Origin of the sequence: Pseudomonas sp. BF-R-30 (genome assembly GCF_019956175.1) — a bacterium.
Lineage (GTDB): Bacteria > Pseudomonadota > Gammaproteobacteria > Pseudomonadales > Pseudomonadaceae > Aquipseudomonas > Aquipseudomonas jessenii.
The window spans coordinates 54,103-69,515 of the sequence record NZ_JAHBDE010000014.1 but is presented as its reverse complement, the minus strand read 5'-3'; the positions used below and the strand labels follow the sequence as shown (position 1 = coordinate 69,515).

Genomic DNA, 15,413 nt, shown 5'->3' with positions numbered 1-15,413 from the left:
ACACCCTTAGTCGTCTGGCGATCCGGTGAATCGACAGGTGAAATAAAAATAATCCGGGAAAGCAAACTCGCTAGAATCCGAGGCTCATTTGTGATGGAAAAAGGACACTCCCGTGACAGCCCGACTCGTGCCTTATGAAAGCCTGAATGCGCTGCAGCGCCAACAGGTCGAGGCCATTGAAGTGCATTCGGAACAGATCAGATTCTCGGGTGACATCCACGGCGCCTTGCACACGCTGTTGTCCAAGCCCGGCCCCGGCGTCAAGGGCTTCGCCCTGCTGGCCGAGGATGTGCCCGTCGCGTTCCTGCTGCTCAAGCGCCCGCCGGTGTTGCCGGCCTGGGCCGATGAGCACAGCGCCACGCTGCATGCGTTGCAAGTCGATCAACGCGTCCAGGGCAAGGGCTACGGCAAGGCCTGCCTGCAAGCGCTGCCCGAGGCGGCGCGCCTGGCCTGGCCGGAAATCAGGGGGCTGGAGCTGTCAGTGGATGCCGACAACGAAGCCGCCATCGCCCTGTACGCCAGGTTTGGCTTTGTCGACAGCGGCGAGGCGTACAAGGGCCGGATCGGCTATGAGCGGCGGATGGGGTTGGTGTTTTGACTGCGCGTTAGTTTTTTGCAGACATTACTGACACAACACCGACCCTGTGGGAGCGGGCTTGCTCGCGAAAGCGGTGTGTCAGTCAATAGAGATGTCGAGTGTACCGGCCTCTTCGCGAGCAAGCCCGCTCCCACAGGGGATCCTGAGTGTGGCTTACAACGCCAGCACCATCTCATGCCACGCCATACCGCCATGGTCCGAGGCCGAGGGTTTTACGTAGGCAAAGCCGAACCCGGCATACAACGGAATATGCCGTTCCTTGCACATCAAGTTGATGGTGACCTTGCCCATCCCACGCATACGCTCGATGAACTCGCCCATCAGCAGTTTGGCCAGGCCTTGGCCCTGATAATCCGGGTGCACCACCACCGACATGATCACCACATGCGGCCCGGCCGGGTCGTGGCCGATCAGTTCCTTGAACGCCTCGTCCGACATTTCCACCTGAAACGCCGCCCCGGAATTGATGAAACCGGCCACTGCCCCGTCCACTTCAGCGACGATAAAACCCTCGGGCCAGGTGGCGATGCGGGTGGCGATTTTCTCGCGGGTCGCGGCTTCGTCACCTTCATAGGCAAGGGTTTCGATGGCAAAGCAGCGGTCCAGATCGGCGGGGGTGACGTTGCGGATGACGGTGTTCATGGCAGCTCGGGATCAGCATGGGAAAGGCTGGGGATGATAAATCAGCTGCTGTGGGACATCGAGAGACGAATCGGCTGATCCGCCTCTCGTGCAGGTGTCATGCCTTGATCGGCAGCCAGATTTCCAGCTTGCCGGTGTTGAGTTTGGGGTTGAAGTCTTCGCTGTAGCGCTCGAACTCCGGAGCCGCCAATAGCTCGTGGCCGGACTGCGGCAGCCACGTGCCATGGATGTACTGAAAGGTTTGCGGCAGGGTGTCCAGCGGTCCTTTGTGTTCGAACACCACGTACTGCTGCGGCTGAACTTCTACCCAGCGGTAGGTTTCGGGCAAGTCGTCGAGCTTGCTGATCTCGACCCCGGCGATGTAATCGAAGCCGCCCTTGCCGTCGAAATTGCAGCAGACACCGTAGGTGACTTCGCCTTTTTGGCCCGGAATATGGCCCAGATGCGGGATGAGTTTCTCCCAGAGTTCGGGAATGCCTTGAACGGATTGTTGGGTAAATGTTCCGCCAAGCCCTGCAATCAGCAGGAAGTGTCCGTGTTCGAAGCGTGGCTCCGCCAGTTCGACGCGTGTTTGCTCATCCATGGCTCAACTCCTGGAGCAAAAAGTGGGTTCGGCTGGGAGTATAGAAGCCAAACCCGATTCGCCCAATTACAGGGCGTGCAATTGCTCGACGGCGCCTGAACCGACAAACTCGTTATAGCCAGATAGAATCACGTAGACCGCGAAATAGCAGAAGATCGCTGCCGATGCCATGTAGGAGTAACGCAGTAACTTGTCGCCGAGCAACTTGCCGCCGTGGCTCGCAGCAAAGCACAGCCCGACACACCAGAGAATCCCTGCGCAGAGAAAACCGCCGAGAAACAGCGCCGAACTGAGGGCGCCACCGCCGCCGGAACGGGCGATCAGCGTGCCACCCACCGCAGCGAACCAGAGAATCGCGCTGGGCGACGACATGGCCAGGAAGATCCCGCGAAAGAACTCCTTGCGATGGGAGTTGTGCCCCACCTCGGCCGATTGCGCCAGCACCGCTTCGTGGTGAATCGCCGAATAGATCATCTTCGCCGCGAAGTACACAAGCAGCGCCGAGCCACCGATCCACAACACCCAGCGCACGGTTTCGTATTGCAGCAACACGGTCATGCCAGCCAGTGCCAGTACCGCGTAGATCAGGTCGCCGACACAAGTCCCCAGCCCCAGCGCAAACCCCTGGAAATAGCCGCGCTGCATGGCCAGGGTGATCATCGCGATGTTGGCCACGCCGATATCCAGGCACAGCGAGAGGCTCAGCAAGAAGCCGCTGGTAAATTCCATCGAACCCTATCCTTCGGAAAAATTTGTTTACATTGAGGCTGGACAGTCTGCCACAGCTGCCCTTACATTCCGCCACAGGTCACCGTAGTGACCAGCGTCGCTCGGACGGTTCCGGGCGCTTACGTTATCCGAGGCAACAATGGCCGAACAAGGTTCGCCGCGCCGCTTTGCGCGCATAGATCGACTCCCCCCTTACGTTTTCAACATCACTGCCGAGCTGAAGATGGCCGCCCGTCGTCGTGGCGAAGACATCATCGACTTGAGCATGGGCAACCCCGACGGCGCCACGCCGCCGCACATCGTCGAAAAACTCGTCACGGTGGCCCAGCGCGAAGACACCCACGGCTACTCGACGTCCAAGGGCATTCCGCGCCTGCGCCGGGCGATTTCCAACTGGTACAAGGACCGCTACGAGGTCGACATCGACCCGGAAAGCGAGGCCATTGTCACCATCGGTTCCAAGGAAGGCCTGGCGCATCTGATGCTGGCCACCCTGGATCAGGGCGACACCGTGCTCGTGCCCAACCCGAGCTACCCGATTCACATCTACGGTGCCGTGATTGCCGGCGCCCAGGTGCGGTCGGTGCCGCTGGTGCCGGGCGTGGATTTCTTCGCTGAACTGGAGCGGGCCATTCGCGGTTCGATCCCGAAGCCGAAGATGATGATCCTCGGTTTCCCGTCCAACCCGACCGCCCAGTGCGTGGAGCTGGATTTCTTCGAACGAGTGATCGCCCTCGCCAAGCAGTACGACGTGCTTGTGGTACACGACCTGGCCTACGCCGACATCGTCTACGACGGCTGGAAAGCCCCGTCGATCATGCAAGTGCCCGGGGCCAAGGACATTGCGGTGGAGTTTTTCACCCTGTCCAAGAGCTACAACATGGCCGGCTGGCGCATTGGCTTCATGGTCGGCAACCCGGAACTGGTCAATGCCCTGGCGCGGATCAAGAGCTACCACGACTACGGCACCTTCACTCCGCTGCAAGTGGCGGCCATCGCTGCGCTTGAAGGCGATCAGCAATGCGTGCGCGACATCGCCGAGCAGTATCGGCAGCGGCGCAATGTGCTGGTCAAGGGTCTGCATGAACTGGGCTGGATGGTGGAAAACCCGAAAGCGTCGATGTATGTCTGGGCCAAGATTCCCGAGGCCTATGCGCACCTGGGCTCGCTGGAGTTCGCCAAGAAACTGCTGGCCGAAGCCAAGGTGTGTGTCTCGCCGGGCGTCGGGTTTGGCGAGTACGGTGATGATCACGTGCGCTTCGCGCTGATCGAAAACCAGGACCGGATTCGTCAGGCCGTACGCGGGATTCGCGGGATGTTCAGGGCGGATGGGCTGGCACCGAAAACCAACGCCTGACACATATCCCCTGTGGGAGCGGGCTTGCTCGCGAATGCGGTGTATCAAACAACATCTTCGTTTACTGATACGACGCTTTCGCGAGCAAGCCCGCTCCCACATTTGTTCTATGTTCACCTTGAAATCGATCACCCACAAAAAAACCGCATCGCTGCGGTTTTTTTGTGTCTGTCGAATCGCTTAGACGAACAGCGACAACAACAGGATAAAGCCCAGGCCAACCACGGAGAGGATGGTTTCCATCGCGGTCCAGGTCTTGAAGGTTTCGGCCACGGTCATGTTGAAGTACTGCTTCACCAACCAGAAACCGGCGTCGTTGACGTGGGACAGGATCAGGGAGCCTGCACCGGTGGCCAGCACCAGCAGCTCACGGTTCACACCCGGAATCATCCCCACCACCGGCACCACGATGCCGGCGCCAGTGATGGTCGCCACGGTCGCTGAACCGGTCGCGATACGAATCACCGCCGCCACCAGCCAGGCCAGCAGGATCGGCGAGATCTGTGCGTTCACCGCCATGTGGCCGATCACGTCACCCACGCCGCTGGTCACCAGCATCTGCTTGAAGCCACCACCGGCACCGATGATCAGGATGATCGCGGCGGTCGGCGCGAGGCTGGCATCCAGCCATTTCATCATTTGGCTGGAACCGATGCCCTGCTTGTAGCCGAAGGTATACAGCGACAGCAGCAACGCCAGCAGCAACGCCGAAATCGGGTGACCGATCAGGTCCATGAAAGCGCGGAAGATGTTGCCATCGGGCAGCACCACGTCGGCAAACGTCTTGAGCAGCATCAGGAACACCGGCAGCAGCACGGTCACCAGCGTGATGCCAAAGCTCGGCAGATCGGCCGAATCCGATTCCCGCGCCAGTTGATCCACGAGCTCCTGGTTCGGATGACCGGGAATGTGCTTGGCAATGAACGTACCGAAGATCGGGCCAGCGATGATGGCGGTTGGCAACGCAACGATCAGGCCGTACAGAATGGTTTTACCGATGTCGGCACCGAACACGCCAATGGCCAGCAGCGGACCCGGGTGCGGCGGCACCAGGCCGTGTACGGCGGACAGACCGGCCAGCAGCGGGATACCGATCTTGATGATCGACACGCCGGTGCGACGGGCCACGATGAACACCAGCGGAATCAGCAGCACGAAGCCGATTTCGAAGAACAGCGGAATGCCGACCAGGAACGCGGCGAACATCATCGCCCACTGCACCTTGTCCTTGCCGAAGGCGCGGATCAACGTCTGCGCAATCTGATCCGCACCGCCTGATTCGGCCATCATTTTGCCGAGCATCGTACCCAGCGCCAGGATGATGCCGACGAAACCAAGCACGCCACCGAAGCCGTCCTGGAACGCCTTGATGATGGTGCCGATCGGCATGCCGGAGGTCAGCCCGAGGAAGGCGGCGGCGATGATCAGTGCGAGGAATGGGTGCAACTTGAACTTGGTGATCAGGACGATAAGCCCGATCACCGTGACCACTGCATCGAGCAGCAGGAACGTCTCGTGGGACATGCCAAACATTAGGGGTGTCTCCTGGTTGTTGTTGTTATTAAAGCGGGTTGATCAGAAGTCGTGAGGACAGCGCTGTCTTTGCGAGCACAGTCATACCGCCTGTTTCAGGCCGTTCGCCTGCCACCAGGCATGAGCCTGCGCCGCCAGTTGCTCGACGCTATAGGTCGAAGCATCCAGCGCCAGGGTCAATGGCTCGCCGACGGGCGATTCGAGGGTCGCGAACTGGCTGTCGATCAGGGTCGACGGCATGAAGTGGCCCGGCCGATGGGAGACACGGTCGGCGGCGACTTCGGGGGTCAACTCAAGGAACACAAAGCCCAGGCCCGGCAAGGCACTGCGCAGACGTTCACGATAGACGTGCTTGAGAGCCGAACAGGTCAGCACCGGGCGCTGGCCCTTGGCGTCGACACGGCGCAGTTCATCGCACAGGCTGTCGAGCCAGCCGGCACGGTCTTCATCGTTCAGGGGAATCCCCGCGCTCATCTTTTCGATATTGGCGGCAGGGTGAAAAGAGTCGCCTTCAATGGCAGTGGCGCCGCTCAAATGGCACAGGGCCTCGCTGACGCACGTCTTGCCGCAACCGGCAACGCCCATGATGACCAGGGCGGTGATGGGATGATTCATGTAACACCTCAGCGCGCAGACAGCGCTACCTTTGCCAGTTATGACACTAGACCAAAAGCAGAAGTTGCCGACGCCTTTCTTGTCATTTTATGGGTTGCAGCAGGTTAGGTCCCAACACCAAAAAGCAAGGATCAGGCGAACCCTCGCTCACGCATTTGCAGCTGCATCGAGACAGCGCTACCTTAGTACCTTGAATTTTGTTTGGCAAGCCGTCGATGAACACAACCAAGAACGATAAAAATACTCGCACCACTGGCCGCCCTACCCTGAACGAAGTTGCCCGACTGGCCGGCGTCAGCCCGATCACCGCCTCCCGCGCCTTGCGTGGCGTCAGCACCGTGGCCACTGAACTTGTGGAAAAGGTGCAGAAAGCGGCGCTGGAACTCAACTATGTGGTCAACCCTGCTGCCCGCGCCTTGGCCTCGGCCCAGAGCCAGTCAGTCGTGGTGCTGGTGCCGTCGCTGTCCAACCTGCTGTTCATTGACACCCTGGAAGCCATTCATCGGGTTTTGCGCCCCAAGGGCTTCGAAGTGCTGATCGGCAACTTCCATTATTCGCGCGATGAAGAAGAAAACCTGCTGCGCAACTACATGGCCTATCAACCGCGCGGCCTATTGCTGACGGGTTTCGACCGCACCGAAAGTTCGCGGCGGATGATCGAAGCCAGCAATATTCCTTGCGTGTACATGATGGAACTGGACAGCGCCGCCGGGCTCAATTGCGTTGGCTTTTCGCAACTGGCGGCCGGCGAAACGGCTGCCGAACACTTGCTGTCCCGCGGCCGCAAGCGCCTGGCCTACATCGGCGCGCAGCTGGACCAGCGCACCTTGTTGCGCGGCGAAGGCTTCCGCAAAGCCCTGCAAAAGGCCGGTCGGTATGACCCGGACCTGGAAGTGCTGACGCCCCGCTCCTCCTCCGTCGGCCTCGGTGGTGAGTTGTTCCTGCAACTGCTGGCCAGTCATCCGGACGTCGATGCGATCTTCTTCGGCAACGACGACCTGGCCCAGGGCGCCCTGCTCGAAGCCATGCGCAACAAGATCAAGATTCCCGAACAGGTGGCGATCCTCGGCTTCAACGACTTGCCCATGTCCGAACACATGGTCCCGCGCCTGAGCAGCATCAACACCCCCCGCGAAGCCATCGGCCGTCGCGCGGCGGAGCAGATGCTCACGCTGATGGCCGGCAATACCGTGGCCAAACCGGTGCAGGACATGGGGTTTGAGTTGAAGGTGCGCGAAAGCACGTAAGCACGACACACCCGCAGTGAAGTCAGATTTTGTGGCGAGGGGGCTTGCCCCCGTTGGGTTGCGAAGCAGCCCCAAAAACAGACGCCGCAGTCATACAGGTAAAACCCGTGAACTGGGTTACGACTGCTCCGCAGCCGAACGGGGGCAAGCCCCCTCGCCACAGGGAAAGCCTCTCGCCCCCGCTCAGTGTTCAATCCTGCGGATCGAGGTTATCCAGTACCCGATTCACCGCCAGCTCGGCCAGCATGATGATCTGTGCAATCGCCAGCGCCGTGTTGCGATGGCTGCCTTCCAGAAAAGCAGCGAAGTCATTGGTCATGACACTCGCCGAGGCCAGTGATTCACAGGCGTGCGCCAACAGCGTTTCGTTGTTGATGCCAGGCGAGATGGAGAACATGGGGCTGGGATTGCGTGGGGGGTTGGGCGTGGGTTTGAACATGGCAATGCTCCTAGAGTGATGGAGCTGCCACGATTCGCTGCGATACGAAGGGGTGGCAGCTGTACGCGGGTCGCAGACCGGGACTCTAGAACCCGGTAGACCCGAAGGTCTCCCACGCACAGCCGCCATAACGTGATTCGATCACGAACGGTGGACGCTATGCGTCTAGAGATACCCGGGCTGCGAAACCCGATCGCTGAATTTGCAGCGACACGGAACAATACGAGTCCGGATACCAGGCGCACAAGTCGGCGGATTCTGGCGTAGTCGTAGGTAATTCCGCAAGAAATCACTGACTGCGGAAATCCTCTGATACCCCTTGCCTACGGACCATTCCTACAGGTTTACGTCTGGTCCTGCGGATCCTGCAGACTTGATGTCAGCCGTCGGCAGGCACACTATGAATTCCCGACGCCATGATTCGCTGACGGAGTAGCAAAATGGAACATGCACTGAAGATTCTCGGCAAAGCCTCGTCCATCAACGTCCGAAAAGTGCTGTGGACTTGCGAGGAGCTGGGTATTGCCTACGAACGCGAGGACTGGGGCAGTGGTTTCGCGTCCACCCACAGCCCCGAGTTCCTGCGCTTCAATCCCAACGCACAGGTTCCGGTGATCATCGATGAAGCCGGCGTGTTGTGGGAATCCAATACCATCTGCCGCTATCTGGCTGGCAAACACCACCACCATCACAGCGAGTTGCTGCCCATCGAACCGGCCGCCCGCGCTCGGGTGGAGCAGTGGATGGACTGGCAAGCCACCGAGCTCAATCCGTCCTGGAGATACCCGTTCATGGCACTGGTGCGCAAGGACCCTGAATTCCAGGACCCGCATAGCCTTGAAGTCGGCATCCGTAGCTGGAACCAGAAAATGGGCATCCTCGAACATCAACTCGCAACCACCAAGGCGTATGTCGCCGGACCACACTTTACCTTGGCCGACGTTGTCATCGGTTTGTCGGTCAATCGCTGGCTGATGACGCCGATCGACCGGCCTGACTACCCCACCGTCGATGAATATTTCCAGCGCCTGGCGCAGCGTCCGGGTTTCCTCAAGCACGGCTGCAACGGCTTGCCTTGAGGAGCCGCAAAATGCCGCGCTGTTTTTTGTAGGAGCGAGCTTGCTCGCGAAGGACCTGAGAACACCGCGTTCAACCAGCTTTCACGCGTTATCGTTGACGTCCATCGCGAGCAGGCTCGCTCCTACAGTGGGTCGGCGTTTTTTGTAGGAGCGAGCTCGCTCGCGATGGATGCAAGAGCGCCGCGTATATCCAGAAAACACGCGTTATCGACCATCGCAGTTACCGCGACTAGTTCAATTGCAATGTCGAGTTGAACTGACTGATCGCATCCACCACATGCCGCGAGCCCTGCTGGATTTCCAGAATCACCTCCCCTGCCTCGTTCGCCAATTCAACTCCGAGGCCGGTTCGACTCAGACTCGATTGCATGCTCGACACCGCGCTGAGCGACAAATCGTGGTTCTTGCGCACCACCTCGACAATCTCCAGCGTCGCCTGACTGGTGCGCGCCGCAAGGCTGCGCACTTCATCGGCTACCACCGCAAACCCGCGCCCGTGCTCTCCGGCACGGGCCGCTTCGATCGCCGCGTTGAGCGCCAGCAGGTTGGTCTGATCGGCAATGCCGCGAATGGTCTGCACGATGGTGCCGATGATGTCGGACTGTTTGCTCACGGCGTCGATGCTCAGAGCCGCCTCGTTCAAGTCCCGGGAAATGTCCTGGATGATCTGCACCGTCTGCTGCACCACCTCGGACCCCTTGCGCGCGCAGACGTCGTTTTGTACCGAAGTGCTGTGGGCCGATTCTGCGGCGGTTTGCAGGGTGGTCATCTGGTGGGTGATATCGCTGGCGAACTTGACCACCTTGTACAACCGCCCCTTGGCGTCGAACAACGGGTTGTAGGAGGCTTCCAGGAATACCGTCTGACCTTGCTTGTTCCTGCGCTCGAAACGATGGGAGTGATATTCGCCGCGGTTGAGCGAAGCCCAGAAATTCCGGTAACCCTGGGACTCGGCTTCGGCACGGTGGCAGAACAGGCTGTGATGCTGCCCCACCACTTCGTTGAGCGAGTACTGCATGGTTTTCAGGAAGTTCTCGTTGGCGGTGATGACCTTGCCTTCGGGTGTGAATTCGATCACGGCCATCGAGCGGCCGATCGCGGCGAGCCTGCTTTCGTTTTCGTGTTCCTTGTTGATCCGTGCGGTGATGTCGGTGGCCACCTTGATCACACTTTTCACCTGCCGGTCGGGGCCCAACACCGGCATGTAACTGGCTTCGAGCCAGATCTCCCGGCCACTCTTGTGCAAGCGCAAAAAGGTCCCGCTCAGCGGCTCGCCCCGCGCCAGGTCACGCCATAACTTGGCGTACTCATCGCTGCGGTAATACTGTTCTTCACAAAAGACCCGGTGATGTTTGCCGCGCACTTCGTCAGCGCTGTAGCCCACGGCATTGCAAAAGTTTTCGTTGGCATCGATGACGATGCCGTCCGGAGTGAATTCAATCATCGCCATCGAATGACTGATCGCCGCCAACTTGGCATTAGCCTCAGTCAGCGCGCAGCTGAACCGTTCAATTTCCAGCAGGTCGGCCTTGTGATGTAGGTTGAACATTGTCGTATCACCTTCCGCGCGGTTTTTTGATTGATGAACGTTGCAGGTTTTTCAAATCCACCACTACGCTCCGTGGAACAGGCACACGCATCCCTCCAAAAAGAAGGACTAGTCAGGTGATAAATGATGTTCAATCGGAGGGTCCTTACAGCGACACGCTCATCAAGACATCCTTCTCTTGATAGCCCGCATGCGGGCCAGCCCTAACAGATTCACAACAAATTCCATTTAGCGGACAGCTCCTTGCCATCAAGTGTTGGTGCCTTCGATTGCGCACTCTTGCGACCAGACATCGACCACCTCATGAGGGTCGATATAGTTAGTTACACCTGATCATAGACAGCAACCTCGGGCTTGCAAGGCCACTAGTCTGCCACTATTGAGGACAAAATCGGTTCAGCGGCTTGTCGAGGGGGGAAATACTCGGAGAACAAGACAGATCAGCGGTCGGTAGTGAGCGCGGCGCTGGCTGCCGAATTGGCTTAAGGCTGTAGACCATTCGCGAGCAAGCCCGCTCCCACAGGGGATCGGCGGTGACCACAGGTTTTGTGGAAATCACAGATTCAATGTGGGAGCGGGCTTGCTCGCGAATGGTTGCAGCTCAAACACTGCAGAACTTTCAGAACAAACTACAAGCTGGCACTTACCTTGGTGGCCACCTCTCCCGGCACCCACCCCTTCCATACCTGCGGCTGCTCACGCAAAAACGCTTCGGCGACTTCCCGCGGTTTTTGCCGTTTTTCACTCATCTGGCCCAAGGTCTGGTTCAACAGATCAATCGGCAAATCGACCTTTTCAAAGAACGTCACCAGGTCCGGGTATTGCGCCTTGAACGGTGCCGATACGCCAATGGCCAGGCTGGCTGGCATCGAGCGCGTGCCTTTGGGGTTCGGGTTGTTGGCATCGGCCAGGGTTTTCCAGGCTTCGGCATCGAATGGTGGTTCATCGAGTTTGACCAGTTTGAACCGCCCCAACAGCGGTGTCGGCGACCAGTAGTAGAACAGCACCGGTTTGCCACGGCGGATCGACGACGCCACCTCGGCATCCAGTGCGGCACCAGACCCCGTGCGGAAGTTGACGTAGCTGGCGGTCAGGTCATAGGCCTTGAGTTTCTGGCTGTTGACGATTTCCGAAGTCCAGCCGGTCGGGCTGTTGAGGAAGCGTCCGCGGCTCGGGTCTTCGGGGTCACGGAACACGTCCTTGTACTTCGCCAGGTCGGCAACGGATTTCAGCTCCGGGGCCAAGGGCTTGATGCCGCGCTCCGGATCACCCTTGATCACGTACTCCGGCACCCACCAGCCTTCGGTGGCGCCTTTGACCGTATCGCCAAGGCCGAACACCTTGCCCTCCGCCGCCGCCTTGACCCAGGCAGGGCTGCGTCCGGCCCACTCTTCACCGATGACCTGGATGTCGTTTTTGGCCAGCGCTGCTTCAAGGCTGACGGTGCTGCCCGGCAGCGTGTCGGTCGGATAGCCGTAACCTTTTTCAACGATCAGGCGCAGGATTTCGGTGATAAGGCTGCCACTTTCCCAAGTGATGTCACCAAAGTGAATAGGTGCCGCTTTTTCCGTGGCCGATGCCGGGTGGGACAACAGGCTCAGGACCAGCAACGAACTGCCGAGCAGGGTTTTGATCGATCTCATGCGGACCTCTTGTTCTGGAGGGGACGGTTCAGGGATTGGTTGGCGCTGTGCCGGTCGCACAGGGCCTGGGAGCGGGTCATGTAGTCGCTGACGGAACGCAGGGAGATGCCCAGCGCAGCGGCAATTTGCGGATAGGTCAGGCCGTCGATCCGTGACAACAGGAAGGTCGAGCGGACTTTGCCGGGTAGCCGCTGAAGAGTGCGATCCACACGGGTCAGGGTCTGGGACACCTGGGCCAGTTCTTCCGGCGATTGGGCGTGGATCGACTCGGTCTGTTGCAGTTGTTGAAGGTACTGGCGCTCCAGGTCACCTCGACGCCAACGCTGATAGAGCAGGCGCTGGGCGATGGTGGTGAGCAACGCACGGGGTTCACGGATTGCCGTCAGGCCAGGGGCCTGCAGCAGTTGCACGAAGGTTTCGCAGGCAATGTCTTCGACAGCGGCGGCATCGTTCAGGGACTGACGCAGGCGTGTGCAGAGCCAGAGGTAGTGGGCGCGGAACAATCCGTCCACCTGTTTGCGATGAAGAATATCGGCGCCGGACATAGGGGCTCCTGGGTTAGGGGTCGCTGAATGTCCGGTGGTCCGGTGAGGCGAATCCTAGCAAGGAGCCTTATTCATTAATAATATTTAAAGCTTATTTTTATATTCTCTAATGGAATTAAAAGGAACACCTGACAGGCCGCTATCGCAAATCCCCATACCCCAGCACCTCGGCCTCACGCTGGTAGTCGAGCACAATCTGATAGTCGCTTTCGTTGGTGGGCAGTACCTCTGGCAAACCGAGGGTTTGGGCAACCTCCGGCAGCTCGCGCAACGCCAGGTTCATCACCTGCAGGAGCTCCTCAGCCCGCTCATCCGTGACCGTCGCGGCAGTAATGAACGGTAAGGCAGGACTGAGCGCGCTGCGGGCAATAACGCGCAAACCGGCCACTTCTTCTGCGGCGTGGCGTGCCAGATAGGCAAAGGTCACGCTGTCGATGGCCGCCAGATCGGCAAGGTTTTCGCGTAACCAGCGCAGGCTTTCGCGATGGCTACCGCTGATCCCGACCTGAGAGAAAAACCGCCCGTCACGTTGCAACGACGCCAACTGGTGGCGCAGCAGATTCATGCCGCTGTTGGAGTCCTGGCCATTGATCACGCCTCGGCTGTCGCGAAACTCCGGCAGGGTTCGCCGTGCATCTTCGATGCGTCCCAGAATCAGGCTGCAATGATTGCCGCCACTGCTGTCCGGCAGTTCATAACGAGGCCGCCCCAGCACCCGGACCTTGCCGCGCAATGCTGTCATCAGCGGATAGCCGCAGGTTTGGGTGAGCAACAATTGCGGCGACAACCACAAGTCCAGCAGTGACAGGCCTTCGGCATCCCGGCGGGTGTCGCCCAGGTGCTCGAGGATTCGCGCCAGCCAGCGTTCGTTGGCCTGGTGGATGGGTTCGGGGGCGGTGTACATCAGCAGTTCGGCGAAGTGTTGGGTCATCGAAACAGTCCCATGCGGCAAATTTCCAATGTGGGAGCGGGCTTGCTCGCGAATGCGGCGTGTCAGTCGACTCAGATGTCGGATGTCCAATCGCATTCGCGAGCAAGCCCGCTCCCACAGGGGATGGTGTTGTTAGCAAATCAGTAAAACGGATGCCTCGGGCTGTCGATGGCTTTGACTCCATGTTCACGCCACAACTGCCCATAACCCCGCACCAGAAACCCGCCGCTACGCGCCAGCCATTGCTCGCGGCGGGCCCTGTAGGCGCGGGGCAAGTCGTACCAGGGCAACCCCGGCAACTCGTGGTGCACCAGATGAAAATTGAGGTTCAGGAACAGCCAGCGCCACGGCCACGCCGCTTCATTGAGCACCGTGCGCTGCTCCGGCGCGGCATGAGGTCGATGTTCATAGTAGGAGCGAATCATGGCGATCGACAGCGCCGGCACACTGATCAAAAACAGGTAATGCCAAACCGGCAACAGGCTGAAGTTCGCGATGAACAGCAGCATCAACCCGGTCAGCAAGCCGTGACTCAACCACATCAGCCAAGCCTGGCGCTCGCCTGCCCTGAGGCGTTGCAGCTCTTCACGGGCCAATGCCAGCAAGGCCAGCGGTGCCCCCAGGGAAAAACGACCGAGCACGGTTTTGTTCAGCCAGTGCAGGCTGCGCACCAGCGGTGAACTGCCCTGCCACTGCCCGGCGCTCAAGTAACGGCTTTCCGGATCGCGACCGGGGATCGTCAGGTCCTCGTCGCGGTGATGCTGCAAATGGCTGTCGCGATACAGGGTGTACGGATACCAGACGGCAAACGGCGCGTAGCCAAGGATTTTGTTCAGGGTTGGCCAGCGCGTGGGATGACCGTGCAGCAGTTCGTGTTGCACGGATAACCACAGCACCAGCAATGGAGTCAGCAACAGCGTGCTCCACCATAAACCCAATCGATGGCTGTTCAACGCGATGCCAAACCAGCCGCCATACACACCGATCAACAGCAACCAGGTCGGCCATTCGCTGCGCGCGGTGAAACGTCGGCGCAGGGTTTCGATTTCTTCTTGGTGGGCGCTATCAAAGTAATGGGGCATGGCGTTGCTCAGATCGGGGACCAGTCCCCTTCTGTGCAATGGCCTTGGGAAATCTTGCAGATTATTTTCAGGAGGATCGCTCCCATGTTGCATGGGAGCGATCAATCAACGCGGATCAGTGACCGAATACGCCAACTTTTTTGGCCTTCTTGTCCGCGCGCTTTTCAATGGCGGTTTTCACCGGTTTCTTTTTCGTCGATTTCTTTGAATCCATACCTTTGGACATGATGCGTACTCCACTCATGGGGATGTGAGATCAGGTATACACCTATCCCGGCGCGCGCGTTCTTTTATAATCGCCCGCTTTGCCTACCGACAGTCCAAAACCATGCCCGAGACCCGATACACCCTGCTCGACGAGCCTTTATGGCCATTGATGAACAAGTTCTACCGCGCTCACCAATCGTCGATGAAAGCCGTGCGCGACGCGCAGTTGTGGGTGGCCCGACGTGACCAGATAGTTGCCGCGCTGTGTTTGCGTCCGGTGTCCGGCGGGCATTGGCTGACCGGGTTGTTTGTCGATCCGGCCTGTCGCGAACAAGGACTTGCCGCCGGGTTGATTGCGGCAGCGGTGAAGGATTGCGAACAGCCGGTGTGGTTGTTCTGTCATCCGGATTTGCGGGGGTTTTATGAGCGGCGCGGGTTTACTTTCGATCCGCCGATGCCTTACGCGATGGTTGAACGGTTGAGCCGATACGCGCGTAGCAAGCCGATGATTGCGATGGGTTTGGCGCCTGCTCAAGCCTGATGAAGGTCAAATGTGGGAGCGGGCTTGCTCGCGAAGGCGGTGGGTCAGTCAATTCAGGTGTTGAATATCAAGCCGTCTTCGCGAGCAAGCCCG

At 59.3% G+C, this 15,413-nt stretch carries 15 protein-coding genes and 2 pseudogenes; 5 read left to right on the top strand and 12 right to left on the bottom strand.

Going from position 1 to position 15,413, the window contains the following annotated elements; genetic code table 11:
* The first annotated feature begins 112 nt into the window (after positions 1-112).
* Positions 113-598: a GNAT family N-acetyltransferase gene (locus tag KGB20_RS10060; protein ID WP_090457375.1), complete on the top strand. Its 486-nt coding sequence runs from the start codon at positions 113-115 to the stop codon at positions 596-598.
* Between the two features lie 153 nt (positions 599-751).
* On the opposite strand, the gene KGB20_RS10055 is transcribed toward KGB20_RS10060, so the two are convergent.
* From KGB20_RS10055 to KGB20_RS10045, 3 genes are all read right to left on the bottom strand, one after another.
* Complete coding sequence (locus tag KGB20_RS10055; RefSeq protein ID WP_154860400.1) at positions 752-1,240, bottom strand: GNAT family N-acetyltransferase; 489 nt, start codon at positions 1,238-1,240, stop codon at positions 752-754.
* Between the two features lie 97 nt (positions 1,241-1,337).
* Entirely contained in the window at positions 1,338-1,823 is a 486-nt protein-coding gene (locus KGB20_RS10050) for a GyrI-like domain-containing protein (protein WP_090457378.1), read from the bottom strand.
* Positions 1,824-1,889: 66 nt separating this feature from the next.
* On the bottom strand, positions 1,890-2,552 hold the full coding sequence (locus tag KGB20_RS10045) for a LysE family translocator (RefSeq protein WP_057713576.1): 663 nt from the start codon (positions 2,550-2,552) through the stop codon (positions 1,890-1,892).
* A 139-nt stretch (positions 2,553-2,691) separates the two neighbouring features.
* Here KGB20_RS10045 and alaC point away from each other — a divergent pair, with 139 nt between their 5' ends.
* Positions 2,692-3,909: an alanine transaminase gene (alaC, locus tag KGB20_RS10040; RefSeq protein WP_057713575.1), complete on the top strand. Its 1,218-nt coding sequence runs from the start codon at positions 2,692-2,694 to the stop codon at positions 3,907-3,909.
* A 180-nt stretch (positions 3,910-4,089) separates the two neighbouring features.
* On the opposite strand, the gene KGB20_RS10035 is transcribed toward alaC, so the two are convergent.
* Together KGB20_RS10035 and KGB20_RS10030 are read right to left on the bottom strand one after the other, a co-directional pair.
* A complete protein-coding gene (locus KGB20_RS10035) occupies positions 4,090-5,442 on the bottom strand; it encodes a GntP family permease (RefSeq protein ID WP_015096544.1) in 1,353 nt (450 codons plus the stop codon).
* An 81-nt stretch (positions 5,443-5,523) separates the two neighbouring features.
* Positions 5,524-6,057 (bottom strand): gluconokinase, encoded by a 534-nt coding sequence (locus tag KGB20_RS10030; RefSeq protein WP_090457379.1) that lies wholly within the window; start codon positions 6,055-6,057, stop codon positions 5,524-5,526.
* A gap of 215 nt (positions 6,058-6,272) precedes the next feature.
* On the opposite strand from KGB20_RS10030, the gene KGB20_RS10025 reads away from it, so the two are divergent.
* Positions 6,273-7,304 (top strand): LacI family DNA-binding transcriptional regulator, encoded by a 1,032-nt coding sequence (locus tag KGB20_RS10025; protein ID WP_154860401.1) that lies wholly within the window; start codon positions 6,273-6,275, stop codon positions 7,302-7,304.
* A gap of 190 nt (positions 7,305-7,494) precedes the next feature.
* Here KGB20_RS10025 and KGB20_RS10020 read toward each other — a convergent pair whose 3' ends face one another.
* Complete coding sequence (locus KGB20_RS10020) at positions 7,495-7,743, bottom strand: DUF6124 family protein (protein ID WP_057713571.1); 249 nt, start codon at positions 7,741-7,743, stop codon at positions 7,495-7,497.
* 440 nt (positions 7,744-8,183) lie between these two features.
* Between KGB20_RS10020 and KGB20_RS10015 the strand changes: the two genes are divergently transcribed.
* Positions 8,184-8,822: a glutathione S-transferase family protein gene (locus KGB20_RS10015; RefSeq protein WP_154860402.1), complete on the top strand. Its 639-nt coding sequence runs from the start codon at positions 8,184-8,186 to the stop codon at positions 8,820-8,822.
* A gap of 229 nt (positions 8,823-9,051) precedes the next feature.
* Here KGB20_RS10015 and KGB20_RS29270 read toward each other — a convergent pair.
* The 6 genes and pseudogenes from KGB20_RS29270 to KGB20_RS09990 all read right to left on the bottom strand — a co-directional run.
* Positions 9,052-9,459 (bottom strand): annotated as a pseudogene (locus KGB20_RS29270) (methyl-accepting chemotaxis protein); the annotation flags it as partial.
* 138 nt (positions 9,460-9,597) lie between these two features.
* A pseudogene (locus KGB20_RS29265) lies at positions 9,598-10,371 on the bottom strand (PAS domain-containing protein); the annotation flags it as partial.
* Between the two features lie 629 nt (positions 10,372-11,000).
* Positions 11,001-12,014 (bottom strand): ABC transporter substrate-binding protein, encoded by a 1,014-nt coding sequence (locus KGB20_RS10005; RefSeq protein WP_154860405.1) that lies wholly within the window; start codon positions 12,012-12,014, stop codon positions 11,001-11,003.
* Complete coding sequence (locus KGB20_RS10000) at positions 12,011-12,559, bottom strand: sigma-70 family RNA polymerase sigma factor (RefSeq protein ID WP_154860406.1); 549 nt, start codon at positions 12,557-12,559, stop codon at positions 12,011-12,013. Before KGB20_RS10000 ends, KGB20_RS10005 begins: the two co-directional genes overlap by 4 nt.
* A 139-nt stretch (positions 12,560-12,698) precedes the next feature.
* Positions 12,699-13,490 carry a phosphate/phosphite/phosphonate ABC transporter substrate-binding protein gene (locus KGB20_RS09995; protein ID WP_154860407.1) on the bottom strand — a complete coding sequence of 264 codons (792 nt, stop codon included), beginning with the start codon at positions 13,488-13,490 and terminating at the stop codon, positions 12,699-12,701.
* Between the two features lie 140 nt (positions 13,491-13,630).
* Positions 13,631-14,572 (bottom strand): fatty acid desaturase, encoded by a 942-nt coding sequence (locus KGB20_RS09990; protein WP_154860408.1) that lies wholly within the window; start codon positions 14,570-14,572, stop codon positions 13,631-13,633.
* Positions 14,573-14,900: 328 nt separating this feature from the next.
* On the opposite strand from KGB20_RS09990, the gene KGB20_RS09985 reads away from it, so the two are divergent.
* Complete coding sequence (locus KGB20_RS09985) at positions 14,901-15,320, top strand: GNAT family N-acetyltransferase (RefSeq protein WP_150813271.1); 420 nt, start codon at positions 14,901-14,903, stop codon at positions 15,318-15,320.
* Positions 15,321-15,413 lie beyond the last annotated feature (93 nt).